This window comes from Enterobacter sp. BRE11 (assembly GCF_031844285.1).
Classification (GTDB): domain Bacteria; phylum Pseudomonadota; class Gammaproteobacteria; order Enterobacterales; family Enterobacteriaceae; genus Pantoea.
In genome coordinates this window covers 12282-32208 of the sequence record NZ_JAUZUX010000009.1, presented here as the reverse complement: position 1 = coordinate 32208, position 19927 = coordinate 12282, and the positions used below count along the sequence as shown (strand labels likewise).

General features: G+C 55.5%; 19 protein-coding genes and 2 pseudogenes. 10 read left to right on the top strand and 11 right to left on the bottom strand.

The annotated features are described in order from the left end of the window. Positions 1-84 precede the first annotated feature (84 nt). Both Q9R34_RS10900 and Q9R34_RS10895 read left to right on the top strand, forming a co-directional pair. A complete protein-coding gene (locus Q9R34_RS10900) occupies positions 85-381 on the top strand; it encodes a hypothetical protein (protein ID WP_485893603.1) in 297 nt (98 codons plus the stop codon). Between the two features lie 622 nt (positions 382-1003). After that, entirely contained in the window at positions 1004-2059 is a 1056-nt protein-coding gene (locus tag Q9R34_RS10895) for an acyltransferase family protein (RefSeq protein ID WP_434123590.1), read from the top strand. Between the two features lie 147 nt (positions 2060-2206). On the opposite strand, the gene fetB is transcribed toward Q9R34_RS10895, so the two are convergent. Next, positions 2207-2986: an iron efflux ABC transporter permease subunit FetB gene (fetB, locus tag Q9R34_RS10890; protein WP_485893867.1), complete on the bottom strand. Its 780-nt coding sequence runs from the start codon at positions 2984-2986 to the stop codon at positions 2207-2209. Further along, complete coding sequence (gene fetA, locus Q9R34_RS10885; protein WP_485893601.1) at positions 2973-3641, bottom strand: iron efflux ABC transporter ATP-binding subunit FetA; 669 nt, start codon at positions 3639-3641, stop codon at positions 2973-2975. Before fetA ends, fetB begins: the two co-directional genes overlap by 14 nt. A gap of 177 nt (positions 3642-3818) precedes the next feature. On the opposite strand from fetA, the gene Q9R34_RS10880 reads away from it, so the two are divergent. Further along, the gene (locus tag Q9R34_RS10880) at positions 3819-4139 is read left to right on the top strand and encodes a hypothetical protein (RefSeq protein WP_485893599.1); all 321 of its coding nucleotides are present in this window, start codon (positions 3819-3821) and stop codon (positions 4137-4139) included. A gap of 265 nt (positions 4140-4404) precedes the next feature. Continuing rightward, entirely contained in the window at positions 4405-5145 is a 741-nt protein-coding gene (locus Q9R34_RS10875) for a GntR family transcriptional regulator (protein ID WP_485893598.1), read from the top strand. Here the strand turns inward: Q9R34_RS10875 and Q9R34_RS10870 are convergent. The 4 genes from Q9R34_RS10870 to Q9R34_RS10855 all read right to left on the bottom strand — a co-directional run bounded on the left by Q9R34_RS10870 (position 5132) and on the right by Q9R34_RS10855 (position 9000). Then, positions 5132-6112 (bottom strand): PfkB family carbohydrate kinase, encoded by a 981-nt coding sequence (locus Q9R34_RS10870; protein WP_485893596.1) that lies wholly within the window; start codon positions 6110-6112, stop codon positions 5132-5134. The genes Q9R34_RS10875 and Q9R34_RS10870 overlap by 14 nt on opposite strands. Next, entirely contained in the window at positions 6099-7127 is a 1029-nt protein-coding gene (locus tag Q9R34_RS10865; RefSeq protein ID WP_485893594.1) for an ADP-ribosylglycohydrolase family protein, read from the bottom strand. Before Q9R34_RS10865 ends, Q9R34_RS10870 begins: the two co-directional genes overlap by 14 nt. A gap of 11 nt (positions 7128-7138) precedes the next feature. Continuing rightward, a complete protein-coding gene (locus tag Q9R34_RS10860) occupies positions 7139-8413 on the bottom strand; it encodes a nucleoside permease (RefSeq protein WP_434123582.1) in 1275 nt (424 codons plus the stop codon). 152 nt (positions 8414-8565) lie between these two features. Beyond that, entirely contained in the window at positions 8566-9000 is a 435-nt protein-coding gene (locus tag Q9R34_RS10855; RefSeq protein WP_485893592.1) for a rhodanese-like domain-containing protein, read from the bottom strand. Between the two features lie 95 nt (positions 9001-9095). Here Q9R34_RS10855 and ftrA point away from each other — a divergent pair, with 95 nt between their 5' ends. The 4 genes from ftrA (at position 9096) to Q9R34_RS10835 (ending at position 12481) form a co-directional block, all read left to right on the top strand. Beyond that, complete coding sequence (gene ftrA / locus Q9R34_RS10850) at positions 9096-10088, top strand: transcriptional regulator FtrA (protein WP_485893590.1); 993 nt, start codon at positions 9096-9098, stop codon at positions 10086-10088. Positions 10089-10299: 211 nt separating this feature from the next. Beyond that, positions 10300-10578, top strand: coding sequence for a DUF2569 family protein (locus Q9R34_RS10845; protein ID WP_485893588.1), 279 nt, complete (start codon positions 10300-10302; stop codon positions 10576-10578). A gap of 148 nt (positions 10579-10726) precedes the next feature. Beyond that, positions 10727-11095, top strand: a complete 369-nt coding sequence (locus Q9R34_RS10840; protein WP_485893586.1) for an MmcQ/YjbR family DNA-binding protein — start codon at positions 10727-10729, stop codon at positions 11093-11095. Positions 11096-11365: 270 nt separating this feature from the next. Further along, entirely contained in the window at positions 11366-12481 is a 1116-nt protein-coding gene (locus Q9R34_RS10835; protein ID WP_485893584.1) for a mechanosensitive ion channel family protein, read from the top strand. A 49-nt stretch (positions 12482-12530) separates the two neighbouring features. On the opposite strand, the pseudogene Q9R34_RS10830 reads toward Q9R34_RS10835, so the two are convergent. After that, a pseudogene (locus Q9R34_RS10830) lies at positions 12531-12707 on the bottom strand (transcriptional regulator); the annotation flags it as partial. 58 nt (positions 12708-12765) lie between these two features. Further along, positions 12766-13494, bottom strand: coding sequence for an SDR family NAD(P)-dependent oxidoreductase (locus tag Q9R34_RS10825; protein WP_485893582.1), 729 nt, complete (start codon positions 13492-13494; stop codon positions 12766-12768). A 98-nt stretch (positions 13495-13592) separates the two neighbouring features. On the opposite strand from Q9R34_RS10825, the gene Q9R34_RS10820 reads away from it, so the two are divergent. Then, positions 13593-13973 (top strand): winged helix-turn-helix transcriptional regulator, encoded by a 381-nt coding sequence (locus tag Q9R34_RS10820; protein WP_485893580.1) that lies wholly within the window; start codon positions 13593-13595, stop codon positions 13971-13973. A 57-nt stretch (positions 13974-14030) separates the two neighbouring features. Here Q9R34_RS10820 and Q9R34_RS10815 read toward each other — a convergent pair whose 3' ends face one another. Continuing rightward, on the bottom strand, positions 14031-14945 hold the full coding sequence (locus Q9R34_RS10815) for a sugar ABC transporter substrate-binding protein (RefSeq protein WP_485893579.1): 915 nt from the start codon (positions 14943-14945) through the stop codon (positions 14031-14033). Between the two features lie 259 nt (positions 14946-15204). Continuing rightward, entirely contained in the window at positions 15205-16470 is a 1266-nt protein-coding gene (gene puuE, locus Q9R34_RS10810) for a 4-aminobutyrate transaminase (RefSeq protein ID WP_485893577.1), read from the bottom strand. Between the two features lie 102 nt (positions 16471-16572). On the opposite strand from puuE, the gene pdxR reads away from it, so the two are divergent. Then, a complete protein-coding gene (gene pdxR / locus Q9R34_RS10805; protein ID WP_485893575.1) occupies positions 16573-18051 on the top strand; it encodes a MocR-like pyridoxine biosynthesis transcription factor PdxR in 1479 nt (492 codons plus the stop codon). A 48-nt stretch (positions 18052-18099) separates the two neighbouring features. Here pdxR and Q9R34_RS10800 read toward each other — a convergent pair. Next, positions 18100-19880 (bottom strand): annotated as a pseudogene (locus Q9R34_RS10800) (putative bifunctional diguanylate cyclase/phosphodiesterase). Positions 19881-19927 lie beyond the last annotated feature (47 nt).

Genomic DNA, 19927 nt, shown 5'->3' with positions numbered 1-19927 from the left:
CATCTGGTGCTGCGAACAAAAAAGTGGCGAACGGGAAGAATTAAAGTAAACTTAAATTTAAATCCCTTTTTAAGGATGGTTCCCATGCCAGTGTATGACATCTCAATTGAACTCCGCGGGAAAATAGACGCGGCTGGAGAGTACAGGCGTCTTCGTAACGCGATGAACAGCAATGGATTCCGACACAGCATTTCTGACGACAGTGACAAAAGCTACTGGCTGCCCAGAGATGTCTTTACCTATCAAGGCGATATTTCAAAACAGGAGCTAATGGATGCCGTCTACAACCTGTTAACTGAGTTCGTGCCCGCGCCGGGGGTGATGGTGACCGAGTCAGTGGGCCGATGCTGGCGCGGCCTCAGAGAAATTGAGGATTTCTGAGCTTTGTCGGTACTGGATAACAGCCATTTTAAGATATCTTAACCTGAAGGGGTTCTTAGCCGTTTCAGACGAATCCCTGCGCCAGACCAGACACAAGCGTCTGATCCCCGGTATGGAAAAGCGCAGTGCATTCAGAGCGCGGACTGCGTTGCCGCAGGCAAAGCAAGATGATAGCAAGCTGCGACATTATTTTGCGCTTTGCAGAATAAATGGGGGAATAAGCCAGAAATATTAACCGCTGCCGGCTTGAGCGCCTGTACAGATAGTCGATTTATTTTCACATTAATTTAACAAAGTTGTGTAAATAAAGACCATGGCAAGATGGTGAGGGTTAATAGCTGATAGCCAAAAAACAGCAGTTTAGCTGAGACATTAAAAAAACAGAGCAGTTAAAAATGGCCGGGCCAAGGCTATCATTCTTAAAACATAGCCGACTTATTATTGCAGAAATAATATTACAGTCATGTTTTAGCATGGGCATATTATCGCCAGTGACACACAGAGGTGAAACCATTTCTATTTGTTCGCCAGGTTTCCAGGATAATTCTGGTTGAGTGTAAATTTGCGTCAGTTTTAATTTCACATTTACAATTTGCACTATTTTTCTTTATTAAGGGCACCTATGCACCCACGTATTACGCATCTTGACGGCATGCGCGGCTTAGCCATTCTAATGGTTATTGCTTATCATGCTTATGCACGATGGCCAGAACTCTTGCCTTACGTGGCGGACACGCAACACATTCCCCTGCTGGCATTTGGCTGGGTGGGCGTGCAGCTATTTTTTATGATCTCTGGCTTTGTCATATTTATGACGCTGGATAAATCGCGCAGCTATAACCATTTCCTGAAAAAACGCTGGCTGCGCCTGTTTCCGGCAATGCTGATTGCCAGTCTGCTGCTCTATATCGCTGGCGGTTTTTTTACCGAATCCTCAGTGATTACCACAGAGAGCAGGAATCTTATTCCCGGCCTGATATTTGTTAATCCAGAAACCCTGACGCAGTTTACCGGGGTTGAATTCAGCTCTATGGCGGGCTCATTCTGGTCATTATATGTCGAAGCGCTGTTTTATCTGATTATCGGCGCCGTTTATTTCACCTTTGGACGGAAATATTGCCTGCCAGCGCTGCTCGTGCCGATGTTATTACTTTCGGCATCATCGGTACTGAAATCACTGGGCCATCCCTTAATAATCGATGTGATTTCAAAATTCGGTTTTATCCATTACGCCTGGTTCATGGTAGGTTGTCTGGTGTATGAACGCTTACACGGACGCGATAAAGGTTATCACTATCTCCTGGTATTACTGGCGCTGCTGATTAACTTCAGTTACTACGTTAAGCATGACGGCGTTATTTCAGTGGTACCATTATTAATGGTGATGCTCTTTTTTATTGCCAGCTTTTATTCAAAACAGATGGAGCGCTGGCTTTCGGTGCGCTTTTTCACCGCCATCGGCTTTGTCAGTTACGCGCTCTATCTGATTCATGAAAACCTGATGATCGCCATGATGATTAAGCTGAACGGTTATATTAAGAGTGAGGCGGTGATGATAGCGCTGCCGGTGGTGGTGGTCGCCGCGCTCTATTATATCGCCTGGCTCATCAGCAAATATGCCGAGCCGGCGCTGCGGAATGCGTTGGGAAATGTCGTTGACAGACCTGTCAGGGCGTAACGTCATTCTTTTTGTGCGCTGGCTACGTATTGTATATCAGCATCTCAATAAAGCGACGCTGAACCGTTATAGACAACATGCAGCCAGCACTCAATCGACCCGTTCAGATCAGTAAGAATGTTAATGCGCAGGGGCAAATCAATCAGGCTAAGCTCCCTGTTTATCGGACATTTTTAGCTGTGACCTGCCGTTGTAGAATCGTCGATAGGATAAGTAGACCGCGATGATGGTTGAGAGGCTGGCGGTCCCTATAAGCATAAATGTCACCATAATCTGATATTTAATCGCCTTTAGCGGGTCTATTCCGGCGAAGATCAGCCCGGACATCATACCCGGCAAACTGACCAGCCCAACGGTTTTGGCCGCATCTACTGTCGGGATCATGGCTGCACGAATGCTGTCGGCAATAATGCGGCCCGACGACATTTTTACCGACGCGCCAAGGCTCAGCATCTCCATTATTTTCTGGCGGTTGTCGCTGAAGCGCTGGTTCAGATTGCTGTAACACAGCCCTACCGCGACCATGGCGTTCCCCGCGATCATCCCTGAGATGGGAATGACCTGCATCGGCACAAAGGCTATCGCACCACTTAATACCAGAATAGTAAGCGTGATAGCGGTGCCGCTAAAAATAGCGGCAAAGGATATCGCAAAAACGTTAGCGATATTTCTACCGCGTTTACGGGCATTGATCGCGGCATTAACGCAGATAAACAGCACCATCAACACCGTCAGCCAGCTATTATTGACATCAAAAATTGACTTCAGCACAAAGCCGACGATAACCAGTTGAATAATCGCCCGGCAAACACTCCAGAGAATATCTTTGCCCATGCCGAGCTTTTCTTTCTGGCTGATAAGCAGCGCTATCATGACCAGAGAGAGCGACAGTATTAGCGAGGTATCACTGATATTATGCTGATTCACGCCTGTTCTCCTTTTTTGGCGGCTCAAGGCGAAGCACATGCTCAGCCTGCTGAATATCATTTACATCATGACTGATCCGCACCACGGCTACCTTCTCTTCGGCTGAGATCCGGTTAATCAATGAAAGCACCGCCAACCTGTTCTCTTCATCGAGGGCGCTAGTGACTTCATCCAGTAACAGTAACTCAGGCATAAACTGCAGATTACGCAGCAGTCCGATACGCTGCTTTTCTCCGCCTGAAAGTTGTTCTACAGATTTATTCAGCATATCCGCAGAGAGATTGACGCTTTCCAGCCCAGCAACCATTTTATCCCGCTGGGGTTTTTGCCGGCGAATCTGCCATGGCAACGCAAGGTTTTCATATACCGTCTGGCCAAACAGCTGCGGTGTCTGAAAACAGTACGAAACCTGCTGACGATAGCTCTCTGGACTGAGCGTCGTGATATCACTGTTTTTAAAACGGATATGTCCGGTCGTTGGGGTGACAAGCGAAGCAAGAATTTTCAAAAGTGTGCTTTTTCCGCTTCCAGAGGGGCCGGTCAGTAACAGGGAGTCGCCCTGATGTAAATGCAAAGATACGGGTTGCAGTAGCTGACGTTCACCAACGGAAAAAGCCACGTTTTGCACATCAAGCAGGGGCAAAACATTCTTCATAGTTACCATTCAAGTTTTAATAAAACGGGAAAGAGGTGTGTTGTGGCTGCAGCACACCCATTGAGTCTGCTTTTCGCTTTTGCATGTGTCTGCTCTGTGCCACCAGCGATAATAGCTTACCTCAGGCGAAGCTTTGCATAACAGTCACGCTAACAATCAACGTCCTGGTGCAATAAGTTGCAGACAGATTTGCGTTTTCCGCTGGTGACTGGTCAGCGATACCAGGCGCAGTGGGAAGATATCGATTCTGATAAGAAAGTTACGGCTTCAGCATTAGGTTGCAACGTCACGTGCGAGGGAGAAGCAGATAAAATTTCACCTCAGTTTAGCGGCAAATATCTGTTAGTTAAGTGTCATGAAACTAACGAAGGTCAAGCGGGAAGCCATAACAAACTCGCCTGGCTGCAAGACCTTAATATTTTCGTTCCGGTCGCTATGCAGGTAGGTGATAAACCTGAAAGTCCCGTGACGCTAAAAGATGTTAGCGTGACGCATTGATATACAAGCAGGCTCACTGCTTTAACCGGTGAGTCTGTTGCTAATTAGCCGACTAAAGCCGCCTCTCGACTTCTCTTTTATACGGCAAACTGGCATCACGCGCCCCTGTTTAGTCTGATTTTTACAGGTTATAAGCCTGGCCGCTGTACGAGCGGACCGGTTAAACGCAGGCGTTGCGCCTTCTGCCGACAATCGCCCTTCGCAGCCGCTGAAAATTCAGTATCATGACCCATCCGCCGCCTACTGAAATGAGTGCCCAGCTGTTATGACCGATCACAACGCGCTATTTTCGCGGCTTACCGCCACGCTGGCGCAAGAGAGCCGCACGCCGCTGTACAAACGCTTCGCCAGCACGATCAAAGAGGCGGTGCGCGACGGCACCCTGGTACATGAAGAGATCCTGCCGGGCGAACGGGAGTTCAGCCAGTCGCTAAACATTTCGCGCATCACCGTGCGTAAGGCGATGGATGAGCTGGAAAAAGAGGGCGTGGTGCATCGTTCACGCGGCTATGGCACGCAGATTTGCAGCCAGTTTGAATACTCCTTAAAAGAGCCTAAGGGCCTGTCGCAGCAGGCGGTATTGCGAGGCAAAAAGCCCGACACCGTCTGGATTAACAAAAGTAAGATCGCTTGCAGCGCGGATATCGCAGAAAAACTGGGCGTGAAGAGCGGCAGCGAAGTTTATCTGCTCAAGCGCATTCGCTACGTTGACCAGCAGGCGGTTTCCGTTGAGGAGTCGTGGGTGCCGGCGCGCTATATCGCCGACCCCGACAAAATTGGCATTTCGCTGTATGACTACTTTTACCAGCAGCAGATTTTGCCGGTAAAGTCGCAGAGCAGAGTGAGCGCACGCATGCCGGACGAGGCGCTGCAACAGCAAATTGCCCTGCCTGCCAGCGTGCCTGTGCTGGTCATTAAGCAGCTGACGCTCGACGCGCAGGGCAACCCGCTGGAGTACAGCATCAGCTATTGCCGCAGCGATATGTACGTGTTTATCGCGGAGTAAGGCGCTGCTGCCAGTAGGCGCGCAGCGCCGTGCGATCCGGCGCGCAGTCGCCGCCGCGCCGAGAGACCACGTATGAGGCGACCGCATTGCCCAGCGCCACGCTCTCCGCCAGCGACCAGCCGGACGCGAGCCCCGCTAACAGCCCGCCGGCGTGGCTGTCGCCTGCGCCGATAGTATCGACGACCTGGGTCGCCAGCGCGGGGATCCAGCCCGTACCGGCGTCGTCGATAAAGCCCGCCCCTTCGCTATCCAGCCGTACCACCATCGCGCCGCTAAATTGCTGCCGCCAGTGCGCCATCAGCTGCTGCGCGTCGAAAGGCGCCGAGAGAGACAAACGCTCGCGCCATAACAGCTCAGCCTCCTGGCGGTTGACGGTGATCAGCGGCCGCAGCGCCATAATGCGGTCAAAATGCGCCTCGCCGATATCCGCCAGCCGCGGGCCAAAATCGATCAGCAGCTGGAAGGGCTGCGCCTGCCGCTCCAGCCAGTCGATCAGCACCTCACCGCTTTTGCTGGTGAGCTGATAGCCGGAAAGATAAATCCAGCGATGCTCAGGCTGCGGCAGCGTGCACAGCAGCGCCGTTTCCCACAGGTTCTCAACGCCGCTCACCGATAAAAAGGTGCGTTCGCCGTCCGGCTCCACCAGCGCCAGGCACCAGCCGTTATCGCCTTTGGCGCTTTCCAGCACGCTGTGAATGCCGTAGTCAGCGAGTTTCTGCCGCACGATACTGGCCCAGATGCCGTTGCCAAGCGGCAGCGCGTTGATTGCCGGGATGCCGAGGCGATGCAGCGCAATCGCCACGTTGAGGGCGCAGCCGCCAACGTTGACGCCTTGCTGATGCAGTTCGATATCGCTGCCGCGATGCGGCAGCGTGTAGGCATCGGCAATCACATCTACCACCGCCGCGCCGATAACGCACACCGGCAGCCGCCCCTCCAGCCGCGCCAGATCGTCAGGCGTCAGCACAGGCGGCCTCGCGCTGCTGGCGGAAGCGCAGGAAAGCGCGGCTGTAGTGGGTGAAATCCAGCGCGTTGGCGGCGTCCAGCTCGGCCTTCAGCGTCTCGTCAATCGCGTCGATGCCGTGCAGCGCGCCGCAAATCGCCACCGCCATCGCGCCGATGGTGTCGGTGTCGCCGCCCAGGTTGGCGCACAGGATCGCGCAGCGGTTCGGGTTGGTCTGCGCCAGCTCGACCATGGCGATGGCCGCCGGTACGGATTCAATGGTGCTGGTGCCAGTGCCCACCACATCGTAGATCTGCTGCATAGCGGATTCTACGCCTCGGCTCTGTGATACAACCTGCAGCGCCAGCTCGATACGCGCCGCGATCGACGCGCTAAAGGTGGTGATGCGTTTCTCCTGCGCCGCGCGGGCGATGGCCGGCAGTTCGTCACGAATCGTCGCCCAGTCGCCGCCGTCGATGGCGCGCGAAACCGCCCAGGCGATGGCCGTGGCGCCGGCGATCGCCACATCCGACTTATGCGTCGGGCTCGACGCCAGCGCGACGGCGTCGATAAAGGCGCTGAGATGGCGCGCGGGCAGCAGGCAGCCCAGCGGCGAGACGCGCATGGCGGCGCCGTTGGTCATGCCGTTGTTCTCCAGCTGCGCGACCGGCGTGCCGTTTTTCAGCGCATTCAGCGCGATTTTGGATGTCGGCCCCAGGACGTTTTTGTTGAAGGCGTCGAAGCCCTCTGCCCAGCGCAGGATATTGGCGCCAATGGTTTCGGCATTAATTTTGCCGTCATGGCTGATAATCGCATCCGCCAGCGCCAGCGCCATCGAGGTATCGTCAGTGAACGCCGCGCGGCCGAAATAACAGGCGGCGCTGTTCTCAGCGGGCCCCGGCAAAAAGCGATCGATCCAGCCAAAGTGCTGCTTAACGCGGCTGCGCGGCCACAGCTCCGACGGCATGCCCATCGCATCGCCCAGCGCCTGGCCGTAAAACGCGCCTAAAATCCTTTTTTCCTGGTCTGTTGTTGTCATGTTTACATCTCTTATTTATGGCTGTCAGCGGTGGCTGAATGGTCGAAAGTGGTTAGTTCGTCGCTGCGCTTTTTGCCGTCGCGGAACAGTACGATAAAGGCGACGGTGATAATGACGATCATGATGCTGCCGAACAGCCACATGCCTGCCCAGTTAAATGTCTGGCCGTTGCGCGGCTGGTCATAGGCGAACATCTCCTGCATCAGATAACCGCCGAGGCGATAGCCCAGCAGGCTGCCGACTCCCTGGCACGCCAGCGTAATCAGCCCCTGCGCCGCGTTACGCATCGCTACCGGCGCTTTTTTATCGACATAGATATAGGCGGTGATGAAGTAGAAGTCATAGCTGACGCCGTGCAGCAAAATGCCCATAAACAGCAGCCCGAATGTCAGGAGGTTCTGATCGCTGCCGAAGATGAAGAACAGGTAGCGCAGCGCCGCTGTCGTCAGGCCGAGCAGGAGAACCTTGCCGATGCCGAAACGTTTAATAAAAAAGGGCAGCGCCAGCAGAAAGAAAATCTCCGACACCTGGCCAAGCGTCATCCATCCCGTGGCGTGCGGCAGACCGACTTCGGTCAGGTAGCCTTCGGCAAAGATGTAGTAAAACGCCAGCGGCATACTGAACAGAAAGGAGCAGACAAAAAACACCAGAAAGCTGCGATCTTTCAGCAGGTGCAGCGCATCCAGCCCCAGTGCGACGCGCAGGCTAAATTTCGCCGTGCTTTTCGGTTCGGTGGCGGGCAGCGTCAGCGCGAACAGGCCGAGCATCAGCGAGCTGGCGGCGGTGATCAGCAGCGGAACATTGCTGGCGGAGATGTCGCCAAAGCCGAACAGCGGCGGCAGAAAACCGCAGGCGATGCCGGAGGCGATCCAGCCGATGGTGCCCATCACGCGGATGCGCGGATAGTCGCGCTCGACATCCCCCACGTGGGAGAAAGCGATGCTGTTGGTCAGGGCGATAGTCGGCATGTAGGTGAGCGCATAGAGCAGTAGCAGCGGAAAGAAGCCGCTGAAGTGGGTTTGCTGCGCGGCGAAAAACATCAGTAGTGCGCCGACAATGGTCAGCAGCGACAGCACCTTTTGCGCCTGGAAAAAGCGATCCGCCAGCGATCCCACCAGGATCGGCGACAGAATGGCGGCGATAGAGGTACAGGCGTAGCACCAGGCGATCTCAACGGGTGAAAAGCCGTTTTTGCTGAGAAAGGCCCACAGCGGCACGAACCATGCGCCCCATATGAACCACTCAAGAAACATCATAAAAGCCAGTTTTGGTATTGTTGTTTTCATTAGAAAGGACTCCCCGGTGTTGGTAGAAGCAACCTAACACCAATGACAATACCTTTATAATACCTTTAGCGGAAAGCTTGAGCTACCCCACAACAATTTTGCGGGGCAAGCGACCGCCCTTTCCGGCAGAAAAACGGAAAAGGCGTCCCGATTCAGCATTCGCAGGAGAAGCCGCCAACGGGAGCGGTGCCGTTTTCCTGCTGCAGCGCAAGCCCTTCGTCAACCCAACCGGTCATGCCGCCAATCATCTCTTTAACGAAGAATCCCAGGCTCGCCAGGCGAACGGCGGCGCGATGGACGCCGTTGCAGTGCGGGCCGGCGCAGTAAACGACAAACAGCGTGTCGCGCGCATATTCAGCCATGCGCGCTTCAGTGATGGCGCGCGTCGGGATATTGATCGCGCCCGGCACGTGCGCCTTTATAAAGGCTTCATTGCTTCTGACATCCACCAGCACATAGTCGATATCGCCGGTTTTCTGGCTGTGATGCACATCAGCGCAGTCGGTTTCAAAGGCCAGGCGACGGCTGAAATGCTGTAAAGATTCCGCAGGGGTGGCTGGTGCAACTTCGCTGATTAAACTGGTCATCGTTTATCTCTCCTGTCTAAAGGGATGTTGATTGTATGAAGCGTCATCAGACTGATAAAGTGGCGGTTCTGACAATAACCGGTAGTTTTCCGCCAATGATGAATGAATCAGGTTTAGTGGCCATTCTGGCCTATAACGGACTCTGTACCTTTGAGTTTGGCATTGCGGTGGAGATATTTGGCCTGCCTCGGCCTGAATTCGATTTCCCCTGGTACCGTCACCGCATCGTCTCGGTCGACGCCTCGCCGATGCAGGTGGCAGAAGGGATTCAGATCGTATCGGGTTTTGGCATTGCGTCGCTCAGCGAGGCGCAGACCATTATTATCCCCGGCTGGCGTAACCGCGATGAAAAGCCGCCCCAGGCGTTACTCGACGCCTTATGCGATGCCTGTCAGCGTGGGGCGCGCCTGCTGTCTATCTGTTCGGGCGTCTTTGTTATCGCTGCCGCTGGCTTGTTGAACGGCAAGCGCGCGACCACCCACTGGCGCTACACCGACGAACTGGCCGCGCGCTATCCTGAGGTGACGGTCGATCCCAACGTGCTGTATGTCGACAGCGGGCAAATCATCACCTCGGCGGGCAGCGCGGCGGGCATCGATGCCTGTCTGCATCTGATCGGCCGGGATTACGGCACCCATATCGCCAATATCGTCGCAAGACGCCTGGTGATGGCGCCGCAGCGCTCCGGCGGGCAAATCCAGTTTATCCCCTCTCCTGTAGCGCAAAAGCCGCGCGATGAGATTGCGCCGCTGCTGGACTGGGTGCTCCAGCATTTGCACTGCCCCTTGTCGGTCAGCCAGATGGCGCAGCAGGCGCTGATGTCGGAGCGGACCTTCCTGCGACGCTTCAGAGAAGCGTCAGGCACGACGCCCAAAGCCTGGCTGCTGCAGGCGAGAATGAATCTGGCGCGCGAGCTGCTGGAAAATAACCAGCTTGCTAATGAGCAAATCATGACGCGCTGTGGATTTGCATCGATGGAGAGTTTCCGCGCCGCCTTCCGTAAATCGGTGGGGATTTCCCTCTCATCTTATCGCAAAACGTTTGGCGGAAGGCGTAGTGGAAGAGCGAGCGCTGTGGAAGCGTGCTAACGCGCCACGTTCAGAATGGGCATGAAAAACGCTAAAGGATACCTCCTGGCCAGCCGATAGCGATCTACACGACGTTTATCCGTTCTGACACGATCGGTAACCGTAAGAACGGAATCACTACAAGGATGAATAATGACCGACGCCCCTTTTAAATGGACATGTATAAAGTGCGATAACGAAATCTCTCAGTATCAGGAATATTGCGCTGAGTGTGAGGAGAAACGTTAGCTTCTTCGCGCTGCTCTATATTATCTTCACGGTTTCTCTCTTCGTACGTAAAAAGCGATCGTTACCCCTGGCCTATACGCTCTTGCTCGCCGTCGGCGTGGCGATCATGCTGCTTGATCTGGCCTGCACGCAATATCTTTTCCCGGAGGTTTCGCTGGGTTATGAGCAAATCATGCCGATTGTCAGGCATATCCTTCACGCCTGTATCTGGATACCTTACTTTCACTATTCGGTGCGCGTTAAAAAGACCTTTATTCGCTAGCCAGAAGCGCGCCTGCAGACTGGGAGTCTCAACGCCGGTCTGCAACACTATTGCGTTTTAGCCTGCTCGCACTGTATGTTCACTCGAAGCTGAAAACGTATTAGGGGCGTTTGTGTCTCTTAAAATCAACAAAGCGCCAGGTGATACGATGAAACGAGAGACGCTATTCAAATATGCCCTTGAGCACTACCAGGCGGAACCGGAATATTTATGGGGCAATCTGCCTGGCTATGCTGTGCTCCGGCATCACGACGGGAAAAAGTGGTTCGGTATCGTGATGAACGTGCCCGCCAGCAAGCTTGGGCTTGAAGGCGAGGAGGAAATTGACGTGCTGGCGGTCAAAATCCGGCCGGAACATATCGGTTCCCTGAGGCAAAAAAAGGGCATCCTGCCCGCTTACCATATGAATAAAGAGCACTGGATAAGCGTTGTCCTCTCTGGCCCGCTCTCCTCTCAGGAGATTTACGATCTGCTGTCCGAAAGTCACGGGCTGACCGCTGGCGGTCGTAAGCGTTGAGCATTCCCGGCTGACCGCAACCCGCTGCATCTTCAGGCGACACGCCCTGAGACAGAAAAATTCTCCCCCAATATCAATAAGCTGGAACGCAAACACCCTCCGGCTCCGGACGCTTTTCGATTTTTAACAAGGTAAACCAGGCAGGCGACTCACTTTTTCATAAACTAAGGGAGTTAATTACGTCATCAGCAGATAGCCGTGATGACAACGGTTACTGACATTTACCACTTCGCTGACAGCCTTGCTGTCAGCCGAACATAAGGGAAAATAATGGCTTTACTATCTGGTGAGTTCTCTGACATGCCAACATGGGTGCCTGCTGTATTGCTCGTCATCTTCTCGTTAACCGCAGGTTTTCTCTCCCGTTTTTTACTGCTGAGATTCATTCGTTACTGGCAGGGTCGCGACAGAAAGCTATTCAAATCCCTTGAAAAACATCTACGCGGTTCCATGTTTCTCTTCATCCCGCTGATCATGATTAATGTCGGCGTGAATTATATCGAGATTCACCCGGAATCCTTTTCGTTTGTCACCACCACGCTCAATATATTTATTATATTATCATTGTGCTCGGTTTTAATTCGCCTGATTAACGTCGCGCAGGATATGCTTTTTATCCGCTATGATATTAATCTTTCGAATAATCTGCGCGCCCGTAAAATCCGCACGCAGATTATTTATGTCAAAAAAGTGGCGATTGTGCTGCTTGTTTCCGTCTGTCTTTCTCTTATCCTGCTCAGCTTTCCCGGCGTGCGCAAATTCGGCACCACCATCCTCGCCGGGGCCGGTGTGGCGGGCATCATCATCGGCTTTGCCCTGCAGAAGTCGCTCGTCAACCTCTTCGCCGGCATTCAAATTGCCTTCACCCAGCCGATTAAAATCGATGACGCGGTGGTGGTTGAAAAAGAGTGGGGATGGATTGAAGAGATTAACCTGACCTATGTGGTCGTTCGTCTCTGGGATCTGCGAAGACTGGTGCTGCCCATTACCTACTTCACCGAAAATCCCTTTCAGAACTGGACGCGGACAAATGCGCAGATTTTAGGTTCCGTCTTCCTGTACCTGGATTACTCTATGCCGCTGGAGCCGCTGCGTAGGCAATTTGAAAAGATCCTGAGCGAAACCCGGCTCTGGGATCGAGAGACGCAGGTGCTTCAGGTCACCGATGCCGATGACAAAACCATGACCATCCGACTCCTGATGACGGCGCAAAACTCCCCCACGGCCTGGGATCTTCGCTGCCATGTGCGGGAGAAGATGATTGAATTTGTCCAGCAAAACTATCCGCACAGCCTCCCTCGCATGCGGGCGACGCTGACGGATCCCGCGCTGGACAACCCGGCAGGCGACAAAGAGGGCGCTGAAAACAGGGGGGTGAAGGTCTAGCGCGAAGCGGCCGCCCAGCGCGGCCGCCTGCATATCACCGCTTACCGCGCTTAAGACACCGCGAGACGGCGGGCTGCGACAGGCCCGCCTTGTCCTGAATGAGGTTGGCACAGACGCCATACTGCTCACAGAAACAGAGCTGAGCGTAATCAGCAAAGGCTTCGTCAGGGCTTTCCAGCCATTTAAACACCGTAATCCGCCCAGAACTGGCCAGTAATTTACTGATGCGGTCTGCCCTCCACGTGCGACCTCCACTCAGCGCGACATTGCGCACTGGCTGGCGCTCACGCCGTCATCCCGCCATCAATCACCAGCTCTGCGCCGCTGACGTAAAGGCTTTCGTCCGAGGCCAGGTATAAGGCAGCAGCCGCCACTTCATCGGCATTTCCCAGACGCCCGGCCGGTATCCGGGCGCTCAGCGTCAGCCGCACATCGTCGCTGGCCTGGTCGAACATCGGCGTGTCGGTCGGTCCGGGACTTAGCGTATTGACCCTGATGCCGCGCGGCGCCAGCTCCGTGCTCCAGGTGCGGGCATAGGAGCGTACCGCGGCCTTGCTGGCGGAATAGGCGCCGTAGCCTGGATTGGCGATGCTGCCGGCAATGGAACCGACCAGCACGATAGCGCCGCCCTCGCCCATGTGCTGGACCGCATGCTGTACCGCAAACACCATGGCACGCACGTTCAGGTTGAAGGCGCGATCGAAATGCTCCCCGGTGGTATCGACCAGGCTCGCAGGCTCGGAGACGCCTGATGAATTGACAAAAATGTCGAGACGTCCTGCTCTGGCGTGGAGGGTCTCGAACAGTCGAGCCAGGTCGCTGGCGCAAGTGAGGTCGCCGACTATCGCCTCGACGCTGCCGCCGATAAGCCTGACCGCCTCAGCCAGCTGCGCTTCGCGTCGGCCGGTAATAAAAACGTGGGCGCCTTCTTGCACAAAGCGGCGCGCGACCGCAAAGCCGATACCGCTGCCGCCGCCGGTCACCAGGGCGGTCTTTCCTCTGAGTTTCAACATGGCTGCTCCAGAAATAGAGTGGAAGCCAGATAATATATTTCGTATATTTAGTGTCAATTACGCACTTAATCTATACCAGATATACAGAGGGAAACTTGATGGCGACCGATATCCCGGCCCTGCTGGCAGAGATCAACAGCACGCGCCCTGTCCTGGAACAGGTGGCGAACAAGTGGTCGGTATTGATCCTGACTGTGCTGTGCAGCGAACCGGCGCGCTTCAACGCCATCAGGCGCAGGCTTGATCCGATCACGCACAAGGCCCTGACAGAGGCGCTGCGCCGACTGGAGCGCAACGGTCTGGTCAGCCGCCGCGTGATCGCCTCCTCCCCCGTGGCGGTGGAGTATGCCATCACGCCGCTGGGCCGCACCTTGCAGGCGCCTTTCGTGGCGCTGGTGGGCTGGGCCAGGGAATATGGCGCGGCGATTGAGCAGGCGCAGGCGGTTTATGACGCGCAGCGTGCCGATGAAGCGGAGTGAAAAGAGGTGACCTGAACGATCGGCCTGCAGCGGCAAGTCGATCGTTGTTTTACGTCGTTACTGGCCCTTCTCCACATATTTCTGCATATTTTCGCGGGTGACCAGCTCAAACGGAATCCACAGGTGAGAATCGACTTTCTCGCCTTTGATCAGTTTTTGCGCCACGTCCACAGACGCTTTACCCTGACCAACAGCATCCTGGAAAACGGTCACCTGCATTTTGTCTTGCGCAAGGGCTTTCAACCCGTCTGGCGTAGCGTCAATGCCCCCTACCAGAACCTTTTTCTTGCTTTTAGAGAGCGCTATCGCTGCGCCAATCGCCATCTCATCATTATTGGCCGCGACGATGTCGATATCTTCACCATTGCCGAGCCAGTTCAGCATCAGATCCATGCCTTCGTTACGCGCATAGTTGGCAGGTTGCTTCTGTACCACTTTCATTCCCGGGTATTTCGCGACAACCTGCTCTACATCTTTGGTACGCTGCAGCGCGCCGGCGTCGGTCAGGTTACCGATCATGATCGCCACGTTGCCTTTGTAGTTAGCCATTTTCGCCAGCGCCTCCATCTGCAAGGTGCCCGATTCCCGCTCGTCAGACCCGACGAACACCACGCCCTGCGGCAGCGTTTTATCGCCCGGCGTCCGGTTTACATACACCAGCGGGATCTTCGCCTGCTGCGCCAGTCGGGTCAGCTGTGGCGTGCTGGCTGAATCAACAGGATCGACAATGATGGCATCCACGCCGGAACTGATAAAACTTTGCACCTGATCGGTCTGGCGACCTACATCGCCGCGCGCATCCTCAAACTGCACGTCGAGCCCGCGTATTTTGGCCTCTTTATCAATCGACTGGCGAATAATGGTTAAAAAATTCTGATCGAAGTAAGCCATCGACACGGCAATTTTCTCTGCCGATACCGTGGCGGAAACAGACAGCAGACCCAGTAACAATAATGGCTTAAGCATTTTCATCGCGGACTCCAGAGTAAGCTTTTTAACGAAACGATTTTTTCATTGAGATACAAAACGGACTAATAAAATCGTTTTCAGCCTACGAGGCGCCTGCGATGCTGACAATCAATATCGGTGGATTTTGCTGATAAGCGCACACATTACTCGCTGCCGCGTAACGATTCTCACACAAGCCGTGCTGCCTGATGGCTGACAGCTCAGCCTCTCACTTTTTTGTTATTCGGCCATAGCGCGGATAAACGCGCTATAACCTTTTTGCCTATTGTTTCGTCACGGATTCGATGATCCTCAGCGCCGCTTCGAACTGGGCGTCTGGAATAGTCAGGGGATAAAGGAAGCGGATCACGTTGCCATATTGCCCGCAGGTCATCAGCAGGAGCCCCTGCTCAAGCGCCAGCTTCTGCACTTTTTGCGCCGCGGCGGCGGAGGGCTCGCCGGTCCGCGCGTCGCAGAATTCTGCCGCGACCATCGATCCCAGACCGCGCACTTCCGCCAGCTCGGCGCACCACGCCTGACAATCCCTCAGTACCACGCGCAGGCGCTCGCCCAGCGCATCGGCGCGCTGACAGAGCTCTTCATCCTCAATGATATCCAGCACGGCGTGTGCGGCGGCCACCGCCATGGGATTGCCCGCGTAGGTGCCGCCCAGACCGCCCGGCGCCGGTGCGTCCATAATCTCCGCTTTGCCCACGACGCCGGAGAGCGGCATCCCGCCCGCCAGGCTTTTCGCCATGGTCATCAGATCGGGCTGGTGCTGATAGTGATCCATGGCAAACAGCTTGCCGGTGCGGGCGAAGCCGCTCTGCACCTCGTCCGCGATCATAACGATGCCATGCTTGTCGCAGATCGTACGGATCGCGGCAATCAGCTCTGGCGGCGCTACATTAAACCCGCCTTCGCCCTGCACCGGTTCAAAGATAATCGCCGCGACCTGCGTCGGCTCGATATCGCACTTAAACAGGCGCTCGATAGCGTTGACCGCATCAGCGGTTGTCACCTTATGCCGTTCGGCAGGATAAGGCACATGGAAAACCGACCCTGGGAAAGGCCCGAAACCGATTTTATACGGCGCCACTTTGCCCGTTAGCGCCATCGTCATATAGGTGCGCCCGTGGAAGCCGCCGCCGAAGGCGATAACGCCTGGCCGTCTGGTATGGGCGCGCGCAATTTTGATCGCGTTCTCCACCGCTTCGGCGCCGGTGGAGAAAAAAGCGGTTTTCCGTTCGCCCTGGATCGGCGCGGCGGCATTGATTTTCTCCGCCAGCGAAATGTAGCTCTCATAAGGCACGATCTGCCAGGCGGTATGGGTAAAGGCCTTGAGCTGTTGCTCCATTGCCTGCACCACACGAGGATGACGATGGCCGGTGTTGAGCACGGCGATGCCTGCAGCAAAATCGATATAGCGATTGCCCTCAACATCCGTCAGCGTGCTGTTGTCGGCCGAGTGGGCATAGAAATCACACATCACGCCCACGCCGCGCGGCGTGGCATTCAGGCGACGCTGCTGAAGATGGTTATTACGCATAGTAAGCTCCTTCCCTTCACAATTTATTTGAACTGTTGGAGACAATCTGTCAGCGTTTGGTACCTTATTCGAGAGCCAAATCATTTTATTTGCAGGATCCAAATGCGTTCACTCGGTGGGGATGTGATCAGACAGGCATTTTTTAACGGCACGGAAGGAAAGCTGCATAAGCGATTGTATAGCGCTATTTGCAACGCCATTCTTTCAGGCAATCTGACGCCCTCTTCGCGCATGCCGCCGACGCGCGATCTGGCCAGTGAGCTTGAGCTGTCGCGCAATACGGTACTGCGGGTCTATGAGCAGTTGCAGGCGGAGGGCTATATCTCCTCGCGTACGGGCAGCGGAACGATCGTCACGCACAGCGTGCTCGATAATCTCGGGGGGCGACCGACCGTGCGTCAGGATGAGGTGCCCGCAGAGGACGCTTCCCAACTCTCTGAGCGCGGCCTGCTGTTGCTGTCGCACGCCAGCGCCAGCCCCAGACAGTGGGGGGCCTTTTTACCCGGCGTGCCCGACGTCGCGAACTTCCCCCACCGCGTGCTGAAAAAATTCTACGATCGTCAGGCTCGTCAACTGTCGCCTGCGCTTTTAACCTATGACACCACGGGCGGTGCCGAGGTGCTTAAAGCCGCGCTGACCGATCACCTGCGCACGGCGCGCGGGGTGCAGTGCACGCCGGATCAGATCCTGATTACCGAAGGCATTCATCAGGCGCTCGATCTGGTGACGCGCTCGCTCTGCAATCCCGGAGAGCGGGCCTGGACAGAGGAGCCCGGCTACTGGGGCATTAAACATATCCTCCGTATGAACGGCGTCGAGATCGTCACCATGCCGGTAGACGAGCAGGGGCTGATCCCCGACGGCGAAGGGGCCGTTCCGCCCAGGCTGATTTTTGTTACGCCCTCTCACCAGTATCCTCTGGGATCGGTGATGAGCCTGAGCCGCAGGCAGCAGCTGCTGGCGCAGGCGCGCAAAACCCATAGCTGGATCGTAGAGGATGACTATGACAGCGAGTTTCGCTTTGCCGGCCAGCCTATTCCTGCATTACAGGGGCTAGAGGCCAACAGCCCGGTGATTTACGTCGGCACCTTCAGCAAAACCCTCTACCCCGCGCTCCGGCTCGGCTATATGGTTCTGCCTGAGCAGTTGAAAACGCCGCTGAAAAGAGTGCATAGCGAGCTCTATCGCGGCGGGCATCAGCTGACCCAGGCAGCGCTGGCTGATTTTATCCGGGAAGGCTATTACGCGGCGCATATACGGAAAATGCGTCAGCTCTATAGCCGACGCCGGCAGGTGCTGGTCAGTTTGATTAACGACAAATTAGGCGGCAGTTTTTTAGGCCAGTACAACAGCAATGCCGGGCTGCATCTGATTTTGCAGCTGCCAGCGGGGGTTGACGACCTTACGCTGGCGCAGCGCGCTAATCGTCAGGGCATCCTGGTGCGCGCCCTGTCGAGCTATTATGTCGGCGAAAAGCGTCAGGCCGGTTTATTGCTGGGCTTTGCCAGCATGGCGGAGAGCGAAATCGTTACCCAGTTCCACCGGCTGGCCGCCCTGATCAAAGAAGCGCAACACCCTTAGCTCCCGCCAGGCGTTGATTTACCGCTCGCGCAGCACGCTGGCCACGACTCATTCAGTCAGCGCGGCTCGTTTCCTCAGCAGCCATGCGTCCAGCGCCTTCTCAGCCATGGGCCGCGAATAAAAATAGCCCTGCGCCTGGTCGCTGCCATATTCCGAAAGGATTCGTCCCGTTTCCGCGTCCTCGACGCCTTCGGCCAGTACGACATAATCGAGCGCCTTGAGCATGTTGATAATGCTGCAGGCGATAATTCGCGAGGCGGTATCCGTTGAAAGATTGCTAATCAGAGAGCGATCGAGCTTGATAACATCCAGCGGCATCTGCCGCAGATAGCTGATATTGCTGTAGCCGGTGCCGAAGTCATCGAGCGAAATAGTAAAGCCGCGCTGCTTAAGCCGCTCAAGCCCCTGCATCGCACGCGAACTCTCCACGATACGCTCGGTTTCCAGACACTCAATGCCGAGCAGCGAAGGCGGCAAGCCATACTGGTTTAATTTCCTCTCTAGATCGTCGGCAAACCCTTCGCACGCAAAATCATTGAGGCTGATATTGACGGTAATCGGCAGCTGGATACCCTTATCGCGCAGATGCGCCAGGCGAAGAATGGCGCGATCGATAACCCAGGTTGTCATCATCGGCAGCTGTCCCGTCTTCTCGGCCAGCGGCACAAAAGCCCCAGGCAGCAGCTCGCCATGTTCGGGGTGGCACCAGCGAATCAGCGCCTCCAGCCCGACAGGGGCGCCGGTTCTCAGGCAAATTTTGGGCTGATAAACCAGATAAAGCCCCCCTTCCTGATGCAGCGCTGCAGCAAACTCACGCATAAGCTTAAAATCGCGACCCTGCTGCACATCCGCTGATTCGGTATAGGCCATGGCGGGAGTGCCGCTGCCTGTTGCCTCATACAGCGCGCTGGCGGCGCGGCGCAGAATTTCCTGAGCGTTGCAGCAGCCTGCGGTAAAATCAACCTGCCCGGTATGCGTACTCAGCGCGAGCGACAGGCCTTCACCCAGCTCGGCGCTCATGCCCGTTAACCGCTCCGCTATCGACGCTGCGCTCAATGGGCTTTTGCCATGGGTCAACAGGGCGAAGCGTCCGGTCGTGACGGTGTAAAGCCGCTCGTCAGACGCGGGCAGCAGCAGCCGCGGCAGCAGCGCAGCGACATTTTTAGCAATGTCTCAACCGGGCCCATCCCCATGGAGCGAGCCAGCTCATAGGCGCGAGGCATATCGATACAATCGATTAGCACCAGACGACGCAAGGAGACATCGCCCGAGTCGGCGAGATACTGTAGATCGCGCATCAACCGCTGCCGGTTTGGCATGCCGGTGGCCGGGTCGGTAAACCCCGCCGCATGCCAGGCCTCCATAAAAGACATCATTAAGTTGGCCAGCTTCTTGAGGGTCAGCAGCTGCTCGACGCTAAAAGTGTGAGGCTCGCCATCCGTTACGCAGAGCGTCCCAAACAGGCGACCTTCGCGGTCTTTCAGCGGCACGCCAGCATAAAAGCGGATGAACGGCGCGTCGGTAACATAGCGGTGCGCCATGAAGCGGCTATCAAGTAAGGTGTCTGGTACCACTATCTCGGCGTCGTTATCCGCGACGTAACGGCACAGAGCATCTTCGCGCGCGGTCTGTTTCAGCACGAAATTATGCGCAGCCTGAATATACTGGTCGCTGTCGTCCAGCACAGAGATAAAACTGCCCGGAATTCCCAGTACCTGACTGGCGAGCTGCACAAACTGATGCAGCACATCGTCACGGCTCGCATCAGGCTCGCGCAGCGCCTGCAGCACGCAGTAACGATAGCTGTCGTTATCAAAATCTATCAACACATATCCTCCGCCTCAGACTACGTCTCAGAGCGAACTTGACCATGAAA